This window comes from Rathayibacter sp. AY1D2 (assembly GCF_002932695.1).
In the GTDB taxonomy this organism is placed as follows: Bacteria; Actinomycetota; Actinomycetes; order Actinomycetales; family Microbacteriaceae; genus Rathayibacter.
The window spans coordinates 1-13699 of sequence record NZ_PSVX01000019.1; the positions used below are offsets into that span (position 1 = coordinate 1).

The following is a 13699-nucleotide window of genomic DNA, read 5'->3' on the forward strand; positions in this document are numbered from 1 at the left end:
CAGAGCGTAAGCGACCGTTACCGATTTGTCACCTTCTCGGCGGGAAGAGACCGCTCTCCCGTTCGCCTCCGGTCACCGGATGCGGTAAGGGCCCGTACGGGCCGCTCCCAGGGAGACGCGGGTCAGACGACGAGGAAGATGTGCGCCGCGACCTCGTTCGGCAGCTCGATGCCCGCCTCGGCGCCGTCGATGCGAGCGAGCACGTAGCCGTTGAGGGCCGAGAACTCGCCCTCGGCACCGGGGACGACCCCGGCCTGCTTGAGCTGGAGGAGGAGCTCCGGATCGACCTGCGCCGGCTCGCCGAGGCGCCGGACGACGCCGCGGCGGGGCTCGCTCGACCCCGCGACGAAGCGCGGCAGGCTGATGACGCCGTCGGCGAAGCGGGAGGCGGGGGTGTCGCCGAGCTCGTCCAGGCCCGGGATCGGATTGCCGTAGGGCGACTCCGTCGGGTGGTCGAGCATCTCGAGGAGACGGCGCTCGACCTGCTCGCTCATCACGTGCTCCCAGCGGCAGGCCTCCTCGTGCACGAACTCCCAGTCGAGCTTGATGACGTCGTGGAGGAGCCGCTCGGCGAGGCGGTGCTTGCGCATGACGTGGATCGCCTTGCGGCGGCCGTCGGAGGTGAGCTCGAGGTGGCGGTCGCCCGAGACGACGACGAGGCCGTCGCGCTCCATGCGACCGACGGTCTGCGACACGGTCGGCCCGGAGTGGCTGAGCCGCTCCGAGATGCGCGCGCGCAGCGGGATGATGTTCTCCTCCTCGAGCTCGAGGATGGTGCGCAGGTACATCTCGGTGGTGTCGATCAGATCCGTCATCTCAGCCTTCCCGTCTCGGCGCGCTCCACCCTAGTGGTCGCCACGACGCAGCATCGGCGCTGCGGCGCGACGCAGGCCTCCGTCGCTCGGAGGAGGGGTGCGGGCCGGGAACCCTAGTATTAACGCATGCCGGACCTCACCATTCCTCGCGAGCTTCTCCCCCACGACGGACGGTTCGGCTGCGGCCCGTCCAAGGTGCGGCACGACCAACTCGCCCACCTCGCGACGCAGGGCGCGCACCTCCTCGGGACCTCGCACCGCCAGGCGCCCGTCAAGGATCTCGTCGGGCGCGTGCGCGAGCACCTCGCCACGCTGTTCCGCATCCCCGACGGCTACGAGGTCCTGCTGGGCAACGGCGGCTCGACCGCCTTCTGGGACGCCGCGGCCTTCTCCCTCATCGAGCGCCGCGCCGAGAACCTCACGTTCGGCGAGTTCGGCCAGAAGTTCGCGGCCGCCGCCTCCGCGCCGTTCCTCGAGCCGGCCCACGTCGTCTCCGCCCCCGCGGGGTCCCGGAGCGAGGTCGAGATCGTCGAGGGAATCGACGTGTACGCGTGGCCCCACAACGAGACGAGCACCGGAGTGATGGCCCCGGTCCGCCGGGTCCGCGGCGACGAGGGCGCGCTCACCGTCATCGACGCCACCAGCGCGGCGGGCGGCATCGACGTCGACATCGCCGAGGCCGACGTCTACTACTTCGCCCCGCAGAAGAACTTCGCCTCCGACGGCGGACTCTGGTTCGGCCTCTTCTCCCCCGCCGCGATCGAGCGGATCGAGCGCATCGCGGCGAGCGGCCGCTACATCCCCGAGTTCCTGAGCCTCAAGAACGCCGTCGACAACTCGCGCCTGAACCAGACGCTGAACACTCCGGCGCTCTCGACCCTCCTGCTGATGGAGTCGCAGCTCGAGTGGATGAACGCCTCGGGCGGCCTGGCCTGGGCGTCGGCGCGCACGGCCGAGTCCTCCTCCGCGATCTACGACTGGGCCGAGGCCTCGAGCCTCGCCACCCCGTTCGTCGAGGTGCCCGAGCACCGCTCCCAGGTCGTCGCGACCGTCGACTTCGACGCCTCCGTCGATGCCGCTCTCGTCGCGAAGATCCTCCGCGCGAACGGGATCGTCGACACGGAGCCGTACCGCAAGCTCGGCCGCAACCAGTTGCGCGTGGCGACGTTCGTCGCGATCGAGCCGGACGACGTCCGCTCGCTGCTCGGCTGCATCGACCACGTCCTCGAGCGCCTGGCGGTCTGAGGCACGCCATGCGGCTGTGGCTGCGCGAGGAGGAGCGGCGGCCCGCGCCGCCGCCCTACGCGAGCGACGACGCGACGGCTCTGCTGGTCGGGTGCGTCGTCTGGGCGGTCGCGCTCGTGGCCGTGCTCGTGGCGACGGCCGTCGGAGCCGTCATCGAGCCGGTCGTCCTGTCGACCGTCGTGATCGGACTGGTCCTCGGCACGATCGGGCTGTTCTACAGCCGCAACCGCCGCTAGACCGCGTCGGTCTCCATCCGGAGTCCGGTGCCGTCGGCCTCGGGCTCGAGACGGACGCGCAGGCCGGTGAACTCGCCGAGGCGCTCGACGTGGGTGCCGCCGCACGCGATCGCGGCGTCCCCCGCGGGGAGGGTGCAGCGCCAGGTCCGCCGCGTGCTGAGGAGGTCGTCGTCGCGCTCGATGCGCACCTCCGCGTCCGAGGCGATCCACTCGGCGAGGAGGGCGTTCACCCGCTCCTGCACCTCGAGGATCTCCGCCAGCAGGCGGGCGGTGTCCATCCCGCTGCGTCGGAGGGACTTGCCGAGGCGGTAGACGTCGGTGGAGCCGGACTCGCGGATCCGCGAGGTCTGGATCGCCGCCTGGTCGAAGTCCGGGTTGCCCAGGGCGTCGGTGCGCGCAGGCTTCGACCAGAACGAGGCCAGAGCGGCGTTGAGGGCGAGGGAGGCGAGGTGGCAGGCGGTGTGCCCGCGGGAGAGCTCGTGCCGGTGCTCCGCGTCGACCTCGACGTCGACCTCGTCGTCCACGTGGAGTGAGGAAGCGTCGTCGACGATGTGGACGACGACGAAGCTCCACTCCGGAGTGCCGAGCCGCGCCGGGAGCCGCGCGCCGACGTGCAGCTCGCCGCCCTGCCACGCCCCGATGCGGCAGTCGATGAGGGGATGCCGCTCCCCCGCCACGACCAGCGCGCCGCGGTCGGGCCCCTGGTCGGGCCAGGTCGGGTCGACGGGGTGAGCGGAGGTCGCATCGAGGACGACCGCCCAGCGGCCGTCCTCCAGCCGGCCCACGTGCTGCACGCGCCCGGAGGAGCGCACGGCGCCGTCGGGATAAGCGATGCGGGTGTCGGAGTCGATGCTCATCGGGCGGCGACGGACCGGATCAGCGGCGACGTCGACGGCGACGGGTCGTCGGGGCGGGAGCGGGCTCGGGCTCGACGTCGTCGGAGTCCTCGTCGTCGGAGTCGTCGTCCGGGTCGTCGGAGTCGTCCTCGTCCGAGTCCTCATCGTCCGAGTCGTCATCGTCGGAATCGTCATCCGAGTCGTCGTCGTCATCCGAGTCGTCGTCGTCGCCCGCGTCCTCGTCCTCGTCCTCGTCCTCGTCGGAGTCGTCGTCCGACTCGTCGTCGAGGTCGTCTTCCTCGGCGTCCTCGAGCTCGTCGTCGTCCGCGTCCTCGACCTCCTCGCCGAGCGCGTCCTGCGCGGTCTGGTAGTCGGCGAGACGCACGGACCACGGCACCCAGTCCGGAGCGAGGACCGCGCCCTCGCCCGGCAGCAGCTCGACCTCCAGGACGTTCACGTCCTCGGTCTCGTCGATCCGGGACAGCGTCGCCGTCCACAGCCAACCCGGGTAGCCGCGCATGAGGTTCGCGAACTGCAGCGACACGACGTGCTCGCCCTGCGCCAGAGTCGTGACCAGCTCCCCGATCGTCCCCTCGGGGGCGATCTCGGCGAGCGCGGCGCGAGCGACATCGAGAGACCCCGCGAGCACGGCGTCCGCCTCGTAGACGGGCTCGGGAGCCTCGTCCGCGGCGGCCTCGGCCGCCTCCCCCGTGGAAGCGTCGTCGTCTGCCTCGGATGGTTCGGCGATGACGGGACCGGAGTACTCAGCAGAAGTCGCGTCCTCAGCAAGCGCCGCGGCCCCAGCAGAAGTCGCGTCCTCAGCACGAGCCGAGCCGTCAGCAGGAACCGTGTCCTGAGCAGGAGCCGAGTCCTCAGGTGTTCCCGCGTCCTCGGCCGGAACCGCGTCATCAGCAGGAACCGCAGCGTCAGCAGGAGCCGCGTCCTCAGCAGGAGCCGGCACTGCAGCAGAAGCCGTGCCCGAGCCGGAGACTCCCGCCTCCGCGGCGACGTCGTCGGCCGGAAGAGTCTCCTCCGCAGAGGCGGAGTCCTCGCCAGAAGCCTCGGTCACCGGGAGGGCCGCGTCGCTCTCACCCTCGTCGGAGGGAGCCTCGTCGACAGGAGCCGCCTGGTCAGCGTCAGTCTCCTCGTCGGCTCCGCGCGCGTCCTCAGCGGAGGAGTCAGAATCGGCGGGAGTCGCGTCCGGCTCGGCGCCGGGGTCACCCTCTTCCGAGGACTGCTCCACGCGAGCGTCCTCCGTGGTCGGAGCGGCGACAGCCTCCTCGACCGGGCCCTGCTCGTCGGTCGTGTCGTCGGCGTCAGGCATCCAGCTCGTCCGCAACCCGGCGCAGGAGCGCCGCGATCGTGCGCCCGTGCGCCTTGTCGGGGTAGCGGCCGCGCTTGAGCCCGGCGCCGATCCCGTCGAGCAGCTTGACCGTGTCCTCCACGATCACGGACATGTCGTCCGCGGACTTCCGGTTGAGCTTCACCAGGCTCGGCGGGGCGTCGAGGACGCGCGCCGAGAGCGCCTGCGCCCCGCGCTTGCCGTCGGCGATGCCGAACTCGAGGCGGGTGCCGGCCTTGACCGCGGTCCCGGAGGGCAGCGCGGAAGCGTGCAGGAAGACCTCCTGGCCGTCATCAGTGCTGATGAAGCCGAAGCCCTTCTCCTCGTCGTAGAACTTGACCTTGCCGGTAGGCATGCAGACCCCTCCTGGAAATGAAGCAGCCATCAGTTTAGTCGACCGGGGCCGCCCTATCCTTGACGAGTGAAGCCACAGGAGCCGGCGGGCGTCGGACGCGCGGAGCGCACGCTCGCCTACATGTTCATCGCGATCATCGTCGTGACGGTCCTCGCGTTCCTCGCGATCCTGGTCGCCCCCGCGCTCGGGATCCGCGAGTACGCCGGCCCGTTCTGGCAGTTCGTCTTCGCTGTGCCGCTGGTGGGCCTGCCCATCGCGTTCCTCATGATGATCGCGATGCTCATCGTGGGGGTCCGGCGCCGCCGCGGGCAGTCCTGATCGAACTCGCTCTCCTCCCGCCGCACCGCCTCCGATCCGGCGTTCCCCGCCGCCGAGCCGGCACCGAGCGCCCGGACAACCGACTCCCAGACTCCGTACAGCCGACGGCCAGATACTGTCCTGCATGGACGGACCCCGCATTCTCATCGTCGACGACGAGCCCAACATCAGAGACCTGCTCACCACGAGCCTCCGCTTCGCCGGCTTCGCCGTGCGTGCGGTCGGCAACGGGGCCCAGGCGATCTCGGCGGTCCTCGAGGAGGAGCCGGACCTGATCATCCTCGACGTGATGCTCCCCGACATGAACGGGTTCGGCGTGACCAAGCGCCTCCGCTCGGCCGGGTACACCTCCCCCATTCTCTTCCTCACGGCGAAGGACGACACCGAGGACAAGATCACGGGCCTCACCGTCGGCGGTGACGACTACGTCACGAAGCCGTTCAGCCTCGACGAGATCGTCGCGCGCATCAAGGCGATCCTCCGCCGCACCATGCACGCCGAGGAGGACGCGGTCATCCGGGCCGGCGAGCTGACGATGGACCAGGACACGCACGAGGTCCTCGTCGGCGACGAGCCGGTGGAGCTCAGCCCCACCGAGTTCAAGCTGCTCCGCTACCTGATGCTCAACCCGAACCGGGTGCTCAGCAAGGCGCAGATCCTCGACCACGTCTGGGAGTACGACTTCAACGGCGATGCGGGCATCGTCGAGTCCTACATCTCGTACCTGCGACGTAAGCTCGACACGCATTCGGAGGAATCGCTCATCCAGACCAAGCGAGGATTCGGATACATGCTGAAGGTCGCGAAGGCCTAGCCTCCGCCACCTCGGCGCCACCTCCCGCCGGAGGCGCGGCGCCCGCCGATCCCGAGGGAGTTCCACCGCCATGCACCAGGGTCTGGCCGAGCGGTGGAACTCCATCTCGTTGCGCACGAAGATCACCGCGGTCACGGTCCTCTTGCTCACGCTGGGACTCCTCGTCTCCGGGATCGGGACGATGACGATGCTGAAGCCGCAGCTCGTCGCCCAGCTCGACGCGCAGCTGGCCGACCAGGTCCAGCGGACGGCGAGCGACCTCTCCGTCAACGACCTCGCCGCGATCGACGAGTCCAAGGCCGATTTCGGCGCCGTCTACGACCAGTACGGCACGCTCGACAACACGAACGCGTCCGGCGCGGCCGACCCCGCCTTCCCGCAGACCTTCACCCTCGAGCAGGCGCTGCAGGGCGGCGACAAGCCGATGGAGATCTGGAGCTCCAACGGCAAGGTCGAGTACCACGTCATGTCGACGGTGTTCACGAGGGGCACCGAGTACCAGACGCTCCTGCTCGCGGTGTCGACCCGCAGCGTCGACGTCATCATGACGACGTACCTCACGATCTTCCTGGGCTTCGGAGTCGCGATCGTCGTGATCGGCGCACTCCTCACCCGCCTGCTGGTCACCACCACCTTCGCCCCGCTGCGCGAGGTCGAGCAGACCGCTGCGGCCATCGCGGACGGCGACTTCAGCCAGCGTCTGGACGGCACGACGCCCAACACCGAGGTCGGGCGCCTCAACCGCTCCCTGAACGCGATGCTCGGGCGGATCGACTCCGCCTTCCGCGACCGCGCCCGCACGATCGACCAGATGCGCCGCTTCGTCGGCGACGCCAGCCACGAGCTGCGCACGCCGCTGGTCTCGGTCCGCGGCTACGCCGAGCTGTACCGGATGGGCGCTCTGCAGACGCCCGAGGCCGTCGGCCAGGCGATGGAGCGCATCGAGAAGGAGGCGATCCGGATGGGCGGCCTGGTCGAGGACCTCCTCGAGCTCGCCCGCCTCGACGAGACGAAGCCTCTCGCACTCGCGCCCGTCGATCTGATGCCGCTCGCCCGCGACGCCGCGATGGACGCGATGGCCTCCTGGCCCGACCGCGACTTCGGCGTCGAGACCCGCGACGACACCCCCGTGGAGACGCCCGCGCTCGAGCCCGACGAGGCCGGCGCCTCCGCCACGCAGACCATGGAGCTGACGAACCCCGGGCTCACCGGCCCGATCGCCGCTGCAGGAGCGAGGCTCGCCCGATTCCGCCGGCGTCCGCGACGGGTCAACGCCGAGGAGATCGCCGCCGGCACCGCCACCGCCCCCGAGGAGCCGGGCGTGCCGGCGATGGTGATGGCGGAGGAGAACAAGATCCGCCAGGTCCTGACGAACCTGATCGGCAACGCCGTCCGCTACACGCCCGAGGACACTCCGATCGAGATCGGCGTCGCCGTCGACCGCTCCCGCCGCCTCGCCCTGCTGGAGGTCATCGACCACGGCGAGGGCATCCCGCCGCAGATCCGCGAAAAGATCTTCCAGCGCTTCTGGCGCGCGGACACGTCGCGGACCCGCGAGACCGGCGGCAGCGGCCTCGGGCTGGCGATCGTGTCCTCGATCGTCGCCGCGCACAAGGGCCGCGTGGACGTCGTCGAGACGCCGGGCGGAGGCGCGACCTTCCGCGTCGCGCTGCCGCTGCTCACGGTCGGCCAGAACGGCGAGACCTCCCCCGCCTCGGTCTGATCCGCACCGCGGTCCGTCCTTCCTCGGGGGCCCCTTCGGTCCGGGCTCTCCCGTCGACGTCCGCGAGCGGCACGGATCGATCCGCCCGGGGCGACCGTGACCTCGCCCACCCGGCCCGCACGGCCGCGCACGGCTCACTCTCTCCTCTTGGGGACCAACGGGCGGCGAGCCCGCCCGGACCGCTGGAGATGAGACCCGACGCTCGACGGATGCCGCGTCACCGGATCCTGCGGGATCGCCGTCCGCATCCGTTCGGCCGAAAACTTCTCTGCCTTGACCCGGACGTCGCGACCCGCACCGGCGCACTCCACGCGCTTCTGGTGCCGGTGTCCGCTGAGGAGACCGAGGCGGCGCGGAGGGCGGTGCCACCGCAGGAGAACCGCCGTTGTGGTCGCGGAGCGGATCCAGGACCACCTGCCGGTTCGGTCGCCTGCTGCTCGCTCAGATGCCTCCGGAAACGCCGAAGGCGGCTCCCCCGGAGGGGAACCGCCTTCTGCGTGGTGGGGGCCTGGACTAGAAGTCCATGCCTCCGGTGGGGTCGCCGCCCGCAGCGACCGGGTTCTTCTCGGGCTTGTCGGCGACGACGGCCTCCGTGGTGAGGAAGAGACCGGCGATCGACGCCGCGTTCTGCAGAGCGGAGCGCGTGACCTTGACCGGGTCGATGATGCCCGCGGCGATGAGGTCGACGTACTCGCCGGTCGCGGCGTTGAGGCCGTGTCCGGTGGGCAGCTCGCGGACCTTCGCGGCGACGACGCCGGGCTCCATGCCCGCGTTGAGGGCGATCTGCTTGAGCGGGGCATCGATGGCGACCTTGACGATGTTCGCGCCGGTCGCCTCGTCCCCGACGAGCTCGAGCTTCTCGAAGGCGAGCTTGCCGGCCTGGATGAGGGCGACGCCACCACCGGCGACGATGCCCTCCTCGACGGCGGCCTTCGCGTTGCGGACGGCGTCCTCGATGCGGTGCTTGCGCTCCTTGAGCTCGACCTCGGTCGCCGCTCCGGCCTTGATGACCGCGACGCCGCCGGCGAGCTTCGCGAGGCGCTCCTGGAGCTTCTCGCGGTCGTAGTCGCTGTCGGTGTTCTCGATCTCGCCGCGGATCTGCGCGACGCGGCCGGCGATGGCCTCGGCGTCGCCGGCACCCTCGACGATCGTGGTCTCGTCCTTGGTGATGACGACCTTGCGGGCCGAGCCGAGCAGGTCGAGGGTGACGTTCTCGAGCTTGAGGCCGACCTCCTCGGAGATGACCTGGCCGCCGGTGAGGATCGCGATGTCCTGGAGCTGCGCCTTCCGACGGTCGCCGAAGCCGGGGGCCTTGACGGCGACCGACTTGAAGATGCCGCGGATCTTGTTGACGACCAGGGTCGCCAGCGCCTCGCCGTCGACGTCCTCGGCGATGATCAGCAGCTGCTTGCCCGCCTGGATCACCTTGTCGACGACCGGGAGCAGGTCCTTGATGTTCGAGACCTTGGAGTTGACGATGAGGATGTAGGGGTCCTCGAACACCGCCTCCTGGCGGTCGGGGTCGGTCACGAAGTACTGCGACAGGTAGCCCTTGTCGAAGCGCATGCCCTCGGTGAGCTCGAGCTCGGTGCCGAAGGTGTTCGACTCCTCGACGGTGACGACTCCCTCCTTGCCGACCTTGTCGATCGCCTCGGCGATGATCGCGCCGATCTCGGGGTCCGCGGCGGAGATGGAGGCGGTCGCCGCGATCTCCTCCTTGGTCTCGATCGCCTTCGCGCCGGCGATGAGCTCGGCGGTGACGGCCTTGACGGCCTTCTCGATGCCCTTCTTGAGGCTGATCGGGTCGGCGCCGGCCGCGACGTTGCGCAGGCCCTCGCGGACGAGCGCCTGAGCGAGGACGGTCGCGGTGGTGGTTCCGTCGCCGGCGACGTCGTCGGTCTTCTTGGCGACCTCCTTGACGAGCTCGGCGCCGATCTTCTCGTACGGCTCGTCGAGCTCGATCTCCTTGGCGATGGAGACGCCGTCGTTCGTGATGGTGGGAGCGCCCCACTTCTTCTCGAGGACGACGTTGCGGCCGCGCGGGCCGAGGGTCACCTTGACCGCGTCGGCCAGAGTGTTGAGTCCACGCTCGAGGCCGCGGCGGGCTTCTTCGTCAAAAGCAATGATCTTGGCCATGTGTGTTTCTCGTCCCTCCCGGACGTCGTGAAATGTCTGTGCTGGCACTCGACCGAAGCGAGTGCCAAGATCGATTCTGGCACTCGCGGTGGACGAGTGCAAGCGACCGGCACGTGCTCCGACACGAAGGAGCCGCCGCCCGCACGAGGCGGACGACGGCTCCCGGGAGGCTCGGTGGTCAGGCCGGGCGGACCGATTCGGCCTGGGGGCCCTTCGACCCCGTGCCGACCTCGAACGCGACCTGCTGCCCCTCCTCGAGGACCTTGTACCCCGACATGTCGATCGCGGAGTAGTGGACGAAGACGTCCTGTCCGCCGCCGTCGACCGTGATGAAGCCGTAGCCCTTCTCAGCGTTGAACCACTTGACGGTTCCGTTCGCCATCTCTGTACTCCCCAGTGCTGTGATGCCCGCGGCACGAGCGATGTGCTGGTGCCTGGTCAGGAATACTAATCCGGCTATCGGCCCCGGGAGGGGCTGGAAAGGGCCTCGCGGGGAAGAGTTGCCCGGGATTCAACACGGAGGAAACGTGCCCGTAACAGAGGGCCCCGATCAGCCCTGCTCGGACGCGTAATCGGCCCCCAGGACCACGACGACGGAGCCCGTCTCGACGAAGTCCTGCGAGAGCAGGACGGTCCCCGTTCCGAGCGAGTCGACGAGACCGAGGGCCGCTCCCTCGAGCGCCGGGTCGGTGAAGTAGACGGTCGTGGCGGCGATGTCCTCGGTGTTCGCGTTCGCGACGGTCGGGACGCTCCAGCCGGCCGTCGTCAGGGCGTCGCCGGCGCTGGCGGCGAGTCCGACGGTGGCGGTGCCGTTGAGGACGGCGACGGCGAGCTCGGGATCGAGCGTCGCGGCAGCGGTCGGAGTCGCCTCCGCGGTCGCGGTGGGCGGAGTGAACACGTCCGTGAACTGCACCCGGTCGTCGATGACCAGCAGCCCGATGAAGCCGAGCAGGACGATGACTCCGGTGGCGAGCGCGGCCCAGGCGAGCGCGACGGCGCGGGCGTGAGGGGCCGGCGGCCGGCGGTGGGCGCCGACGCGCGCCTCCGTCGCCGGGACCTCGTCGAAGCGGTCTCTCGGGTGCGTGTTCGACATCGGGGGTACGGCCGGCCTTCCGTTGGTGGACTCGAGCAGCTCGTCTACTCGAGGCGCCCGAGACGTCGCGAGGCGCGGGCGCCGGCGCGCTGGTCGCGGATGCGCTGCAGCCGCGTGACGAGCATCGGGTCGTGCGCGAGGGCGGCCGGAGAGGCGAGCACCGCGCTGAGCACCTGATAGTAGCGGGCGGCCGACAGTCCGAACTGGGAGCGGATCGCGTCGTCCTTGTCCCCGGAGCGGGCCGTCCACTCGCGCTCGAAGGCGAGCACCCGCAGCTCGCGCTCGGACAGACCGGTGCCCGGCCTCGGGTCCGTCGTCCTGCTCATTCCTCCAGGGTAGGCAGGCCCACGGCCGCCGCCGGTGAGGCGCTCCGAACACCTCGTGACCGTGTCGCGGCATGGAGGCGGGGAGTCTCCTCCACAGCCCGCGGAGGCGGAATGGAGCCGTCGCCCCGGGGGTTGGACCAGGTGGAGGGGCGCGACCGCCCCCGTACACTGACGAGGATTCCGAGGGAGACCCATGTCGTCGTATTCCGTGAACAAGTCCGACGCCGAGTGGCGCGAGGAGCTCGACCGCGACCAGTACGCGGTCCTGCGCGAAGCCGCCACCGAGCGCCCGTGGACCGGCGAGCTGCTCGACGAGCACCGCTCCGGCCTCTACACCTGTGCCGCCTGCAGCGCCGAGCTCTTCAAGAGCGGCACCAAGTTCGACTCCGGCTGCGGCTGGCCGAGCTTCTACGAGTCCGTGAACCCGGACGCGGTCCAGCTGATCGAGGACAGCACCCTCGGCATGGTCCGCACCGAGGTCCGCTGCGCGAACTGCGGATCCCACCTGGGACACGTCTTCCCGGACGGCTTCGGCACGCCCACCGGCGACCGCTACTGCATGAACTCGATCGCCCTGAACTTCCAGGCCGAGGGCGAGTGACCGTGTCCTCCTCCCCCGTGCTCGAGGCCGTCCTCGCGCGCCGATCGCGCTCGAAGGTGACGCCGGAGGCTCCGGGGCACGACGAGATCGCGGCGTTCGTCTCGGCGGCGTCGCGTCTCGCCGATCACAGCTCGCTGCGCCCGTGGCGGGTCATCGAGATCCGCGGCGCCGCCCGCGACCGGGTCGGCCGCAGCTTCGCGGTCGCCTCGGGGGCGAAGAAGGACCCGCGGAAGTACATCGAGAAGACGCACCGCGCCTCCCTGCTGCTGGCCGTCGTGGTGAGCGTCAAGAAGTCGAAGGTGCCGGCCTGGGAGCAGGAGGCCGTCGCCTCGGGCGTCGCCCACCTCCTGAGCCTGCTGCTCGACGAGGCGGGCTGGGGTGTCTTCTGGCGCACCGGCTCCTACACGCGCGACAAGGCCGTGCGGAAGGCGCATCGCCTCGAGAAGGGCGAGGAGCTGCTCGGCTGGCTCTACGTCGGCCGTCCCGACGGGAAGATCGGCGGCCCCAAGCGTCCCGCTCCCGCCGAGCGGCACCTCAGCATCCTCGAGCCGTGAGACGCGGCGGGCCCCGATCCGAGCGGATCCGGGGCCCGCGATAGGGTTGCCGGGCACGCGAGCGCACCTGCCGACGTGGCGCAATTGGTAGCGCACCCGACTTGTAATCGGGCGGTTACGGGTTCAAGTCCCGTCGTCGGCTCAGGAGAGAAGAAGGCCCCGACCGCTGCGTGCGGTCGGGGCCTTCTTCATGCGCGGGGCTCCTCCGCGTCCGGGGCTCAGCCCGCGGCGGCCGGAGTGGGCTCGGAGGAGGCCGGAGCCTCGGTGGAGACCGGGGCGTCGCTGGGAGCGGGGGTCTCGGTCGACGCGGGGGTCTCGGTCGACGCGGGGGCCTCGGTGGAGGCGGGCGTGTCACTCGGCGCCGGGGTCTCGGAGGAGGTGGGCGCGGGAGTCGCCGACGAGTAGGAGTCGGCGGCGGCCGAGAGCACGAAGGAGCTGAAGGCGTCCGGGTCGGTCAGCGAGCCCGAGTACGCCTCGCCGTTGACCAGGACGGTCGGGGTGCCCGTGACAGCGGGCACGTCCGTGCCGGGCAGCGGACCCGATGTGGCGCGCTCGGTCGCGGCGCGGACCCAGCTCACGAAGCTCTGGTCGTCGATGCAGGTGTTGACGGCCGCCGTGTCCTCGACGCCCGCCTGCGAGGCGTAGTCCTTCAACTGGTCGTCCGAGAGTCCGTCTGTCCCCTCCGCCGGCTGGTTGGCGAACAGCAGGGAGTTGAAGTCGAAGAAGGAGTCGGGCGAGCGGTCCGCGACGCACGCGGCGGCGTTGGCCGAGCGCTCCGAGTACTTGGTTCCGTTGGAGCGGGTCGTGAGGATGGCGATCGGGTGGATCTCGACCGTCGCGGCACCGCTGGTCACCCACTCCTTGATCTGGTCGCCGTTGGTCTTCTCGAACTGGCCGCAGTAGGGGCAGAGGTAGTCGAGGTAGACCCGGATGTCGACCGTGCCGGCCGAGGTGTCGAGCGCGCTGGGGGTGGGCGTCCCGTCGGCGGCGACGACACCGCTCGTCTGCGCGACCATGTTCTCGCCGATGACGACACCGTCGCTCGCCATGTTCGCCGGGCCCGGGCCCGCGGGGCGGATGCTCGAGGTGACGGCGAAGACCACGATCACGACGACCGCGATCACGACGGCGGCGAGCCCGCCCTGCAGGGCGAAGCGGCTCACGCGGTCGCGGCGCTTCTGCTGCTCACGCAGGCGGCGCGCCTTCTCTCGGGCGGCCTCTCGTCGCTGGTTCTTCGAGAGACGGTCGTTGGCTCCGCCGGTGGTCATGACAAGAACGCTCCGAATGAGAGAGGGGGAAGAAGGG

At 70.5% G+C, this 13699-nt stretch carries 16 protein-coding genes and 1 tRNA gene; 8 read left to right on the forward strand and 9 right to left on the reverse strand.

The features are described 5' to 3' along the window. Positions 1-122: 122 nt before the first annotated feature. Positions 123-815 (reverse strand): metal-dependent transcriptional regulator, encoded by a 693-nt coding sequence (locus C5D04_RS06695; protein WP_104224606.1) that lies wholly within the window; start codon positions 813-815, stop codon positions 123-125. 126 nt (positions 816-941) lie between these two features. Here C5D04_RS06695 and serC point away from each other — a divergent pair, with 126 nt between their 5' ends. Next, positions 942-2060: a phosphoserine transaminase gene (gene serC, locus C5D04_RS06700; protein WP_104224605.1), complete on the forward strand. Its 1119-nt coding sequence runs from the start codon at positions 942-944 to the stop codon at positions 2058-2060. Positions 2061-2068: 8 nt separating this feature from the next. Further along, positions 2069-2296 carry a DUF2530 domain-containing protein gene (locus C5D04_RS06705; RefSeq protein ID WP_104224604.1) on the forward strand — a complete coding sequence of 76 codons (228 nt, stop codon included), beginning with the start codon at positions 2069-2071 and terminating at the stop codon, positions 2294-2296. Here C5D04_RS06705 and C5D04_RS06710 read toward each other — a convergent pair. Genes C5D04_RS06710 through C5D04_RS06720 form a run of 3 tightly spaced genes read right to left on the reverse strand, consistent with a single transcriptional unit; the run spans position 2293 to position 4829 of the window. Beyond that, positions 2293-3153 (reverse strand): metal-dependent hydrolase, encoded by an 861-nt coding sequence (locus C5D04_RS06710; RefSeq protein WP_104347451.1) that lies wholly within the window; start codon positions 3151-3153, stop codon positions 2293-2295. The two genes, C5D04_RS06705 and C5D04_RS06710, sit on opposite strands and share 4 nt — an antisense overlap. 19 nt (positions 3154-3172) lie before the next feature. Next, the gene (locus C5D04_RS06715; protein WP_104347452.1) at positions 3173-4456 is read right to left on the reverse strand and encodes a DUF3027 domain-containing protein; all 1284 of its coding nucleotides are present in this window, start codon (positions 4454-4456) and stop codon (positions 3173-3175) included. After that, entirely contained in the window at positions 4449-4829 is a 381-nt protein-coding gene (locus C5D04_RS06720) for a cold-shock protein (RefSeq protein WP_104224602.1), read from the reverse strand. The genes C5D04_RS06715 and C5D04_RS06720 overlap by 8 nt, the downstream gene beginning before the upstream one ends. 66 nt (positions 4830-4895) lie before the next feature. Between C5D04_RS06720 and C5D04_RS06725 the strand changes: the two genes are divergently transcribed. The 3 genes from C5D04_RS06725 (at position 4896) to C5D04_RS06735 (ending at position 7684) form a co-directional block, all read left to right on the forward strand. Beyond that, complete coding sequence (locus C5D04_RS06725; RefSeq protein WP_258068853.1) at positions 4896-5147, forward strand: hypothetical protein; 252 nt, start codon at positions 4896-4898, stop codon at positions 5145-5147. A gap of 124 nt (positions 5148-5271) precedes the next feature. Continuing rightward, positions 5272-5961, forward strand: coding sequence for a response regulator transcription factor (locus tag C5D04_RS06730; RefSeq protein WP_055787731.1), 690 nt, complete (start codon positions 5272-5274; stop codon positions 5959-5961). A 70-nt stretch (positions 5962-6031) separates the two neighbouring features. Continuing rightward, a complete protein-coding gene (locus tag C5D04_RS06735) occupies positions 6032-7684 on the forward strand; it encodes a HAMP domain-containing sensor histidine kinase (RefSeq protein WP_104224601.1) in 1653 nt (550 codons plus the stop codon). Positions 7685-8197: 513 nt separating this feature from the next. Here C5D04_RS06735 and groL read toward each other — a convergent pair. The 4 genes from groL to C5D04_RS06755 all read right to left on the reverse strand — a co-directional run bounded on the left by groL (position 8198) and on the right by C5D04_RS06755 (position 11239). Further along, complete coding sequence (gene groL / locus C5D04_RS06740; RefSeq protein ID WP_104224600.1) at positions 8198-9820, reverse strand: chaperonin GroEL; 1623 nt, start codon at positions 9818-9820, stop codon at positions 8198-8200. A 178-nt stretch (positions 9821-9998) separates the two neighbouring features. Then, on the reverse strand, positions 9999-10202 hold the full coding sequence (locus C5D04_RS06745; protein ID WP_104224599.1) for a cold-shock protein: 204 nt from the start codon (positions 10200-10202) through the stop codon (positions 9999-10001). Positions 10203-10370: 168 nt separating this feature from the next. Further along, a complete protein-coding gene (locus C5D04_RS06750; protein WP_104337243.1) occupies positions 10371-10913 on the reverse strand; it encodes a LytR C-terminal domain-containing protein in 543 nt (180 codons plus the stop codon). A 44-nt stretch (positions 10914-10957) separates the two neighbouring features. After that, positions 10958-11239: a DUF3263 domain-containing protein gene (locus C5D04_RS06755; RefSeq protein WP_104224597.1), complete on the reverse strand. Its 282-nt coding sequence runs from the start codon at positions 11237-11239 to the stop codon at positions 10958-10960. Positions 11240-11432: 193 nt separating this feature from the next. On the opposite strand from C5D04_RS06755, the gene msrB reads away from it, so the two are divergent. The 3 genes from msrB to C5D04_RS06770 all read left to right on the forward strand — a co-directional run bounded on the left by msrB (position 11433) and on the right by C5D04_RS06770 (position 12536). Continuing rightward, on the forward strand, positions 11433-11840 hold the full coding sequence (gene msrB / locus C5D04_RS06760) for a peptide-methionine (R)-S-oxide reductase MsrB (protein ID WP_104224596.1): 408 nt from the start codon (positions 11433-11435) through the stop codon (positions 11838-11840). Then, entirely contained in the window at positions 11837-12394 is a 558-nt protein-coding gene (locus C5D04_RS06765; RefSeq protein ID WP_104226480.1) for a nitroreductase family protein, read from the forward strand. Before msrB ends, C5D04_RS06765 begins: the two co-directional genes overlap by 4 nt. Positions 12395-12463: 69 nt before the next feature. Next, positions 12464-12536: transfer RNA gene (locus tag C5D04_RS06770), tRNA-Thr, on the forward strand. Positions 12537-12612: 76 nt separating this feature from the next. Here the strand turns inward: C5D04_RS06770 and C5D04_RS06775 are convergent. Next, positions 12613-13662 (reverse strand): thioredoxin domain-containing protein, encoded by a 1050-nt coding sequence (locus C5D04_RS06775; protein WP_104347453.1) that lies wholly within the window; start codon positions 13660-13662, stop codon positions 12613-12615. Between the last annotated feature and the right edge of the window lie 37 nt (positions 13663-13699).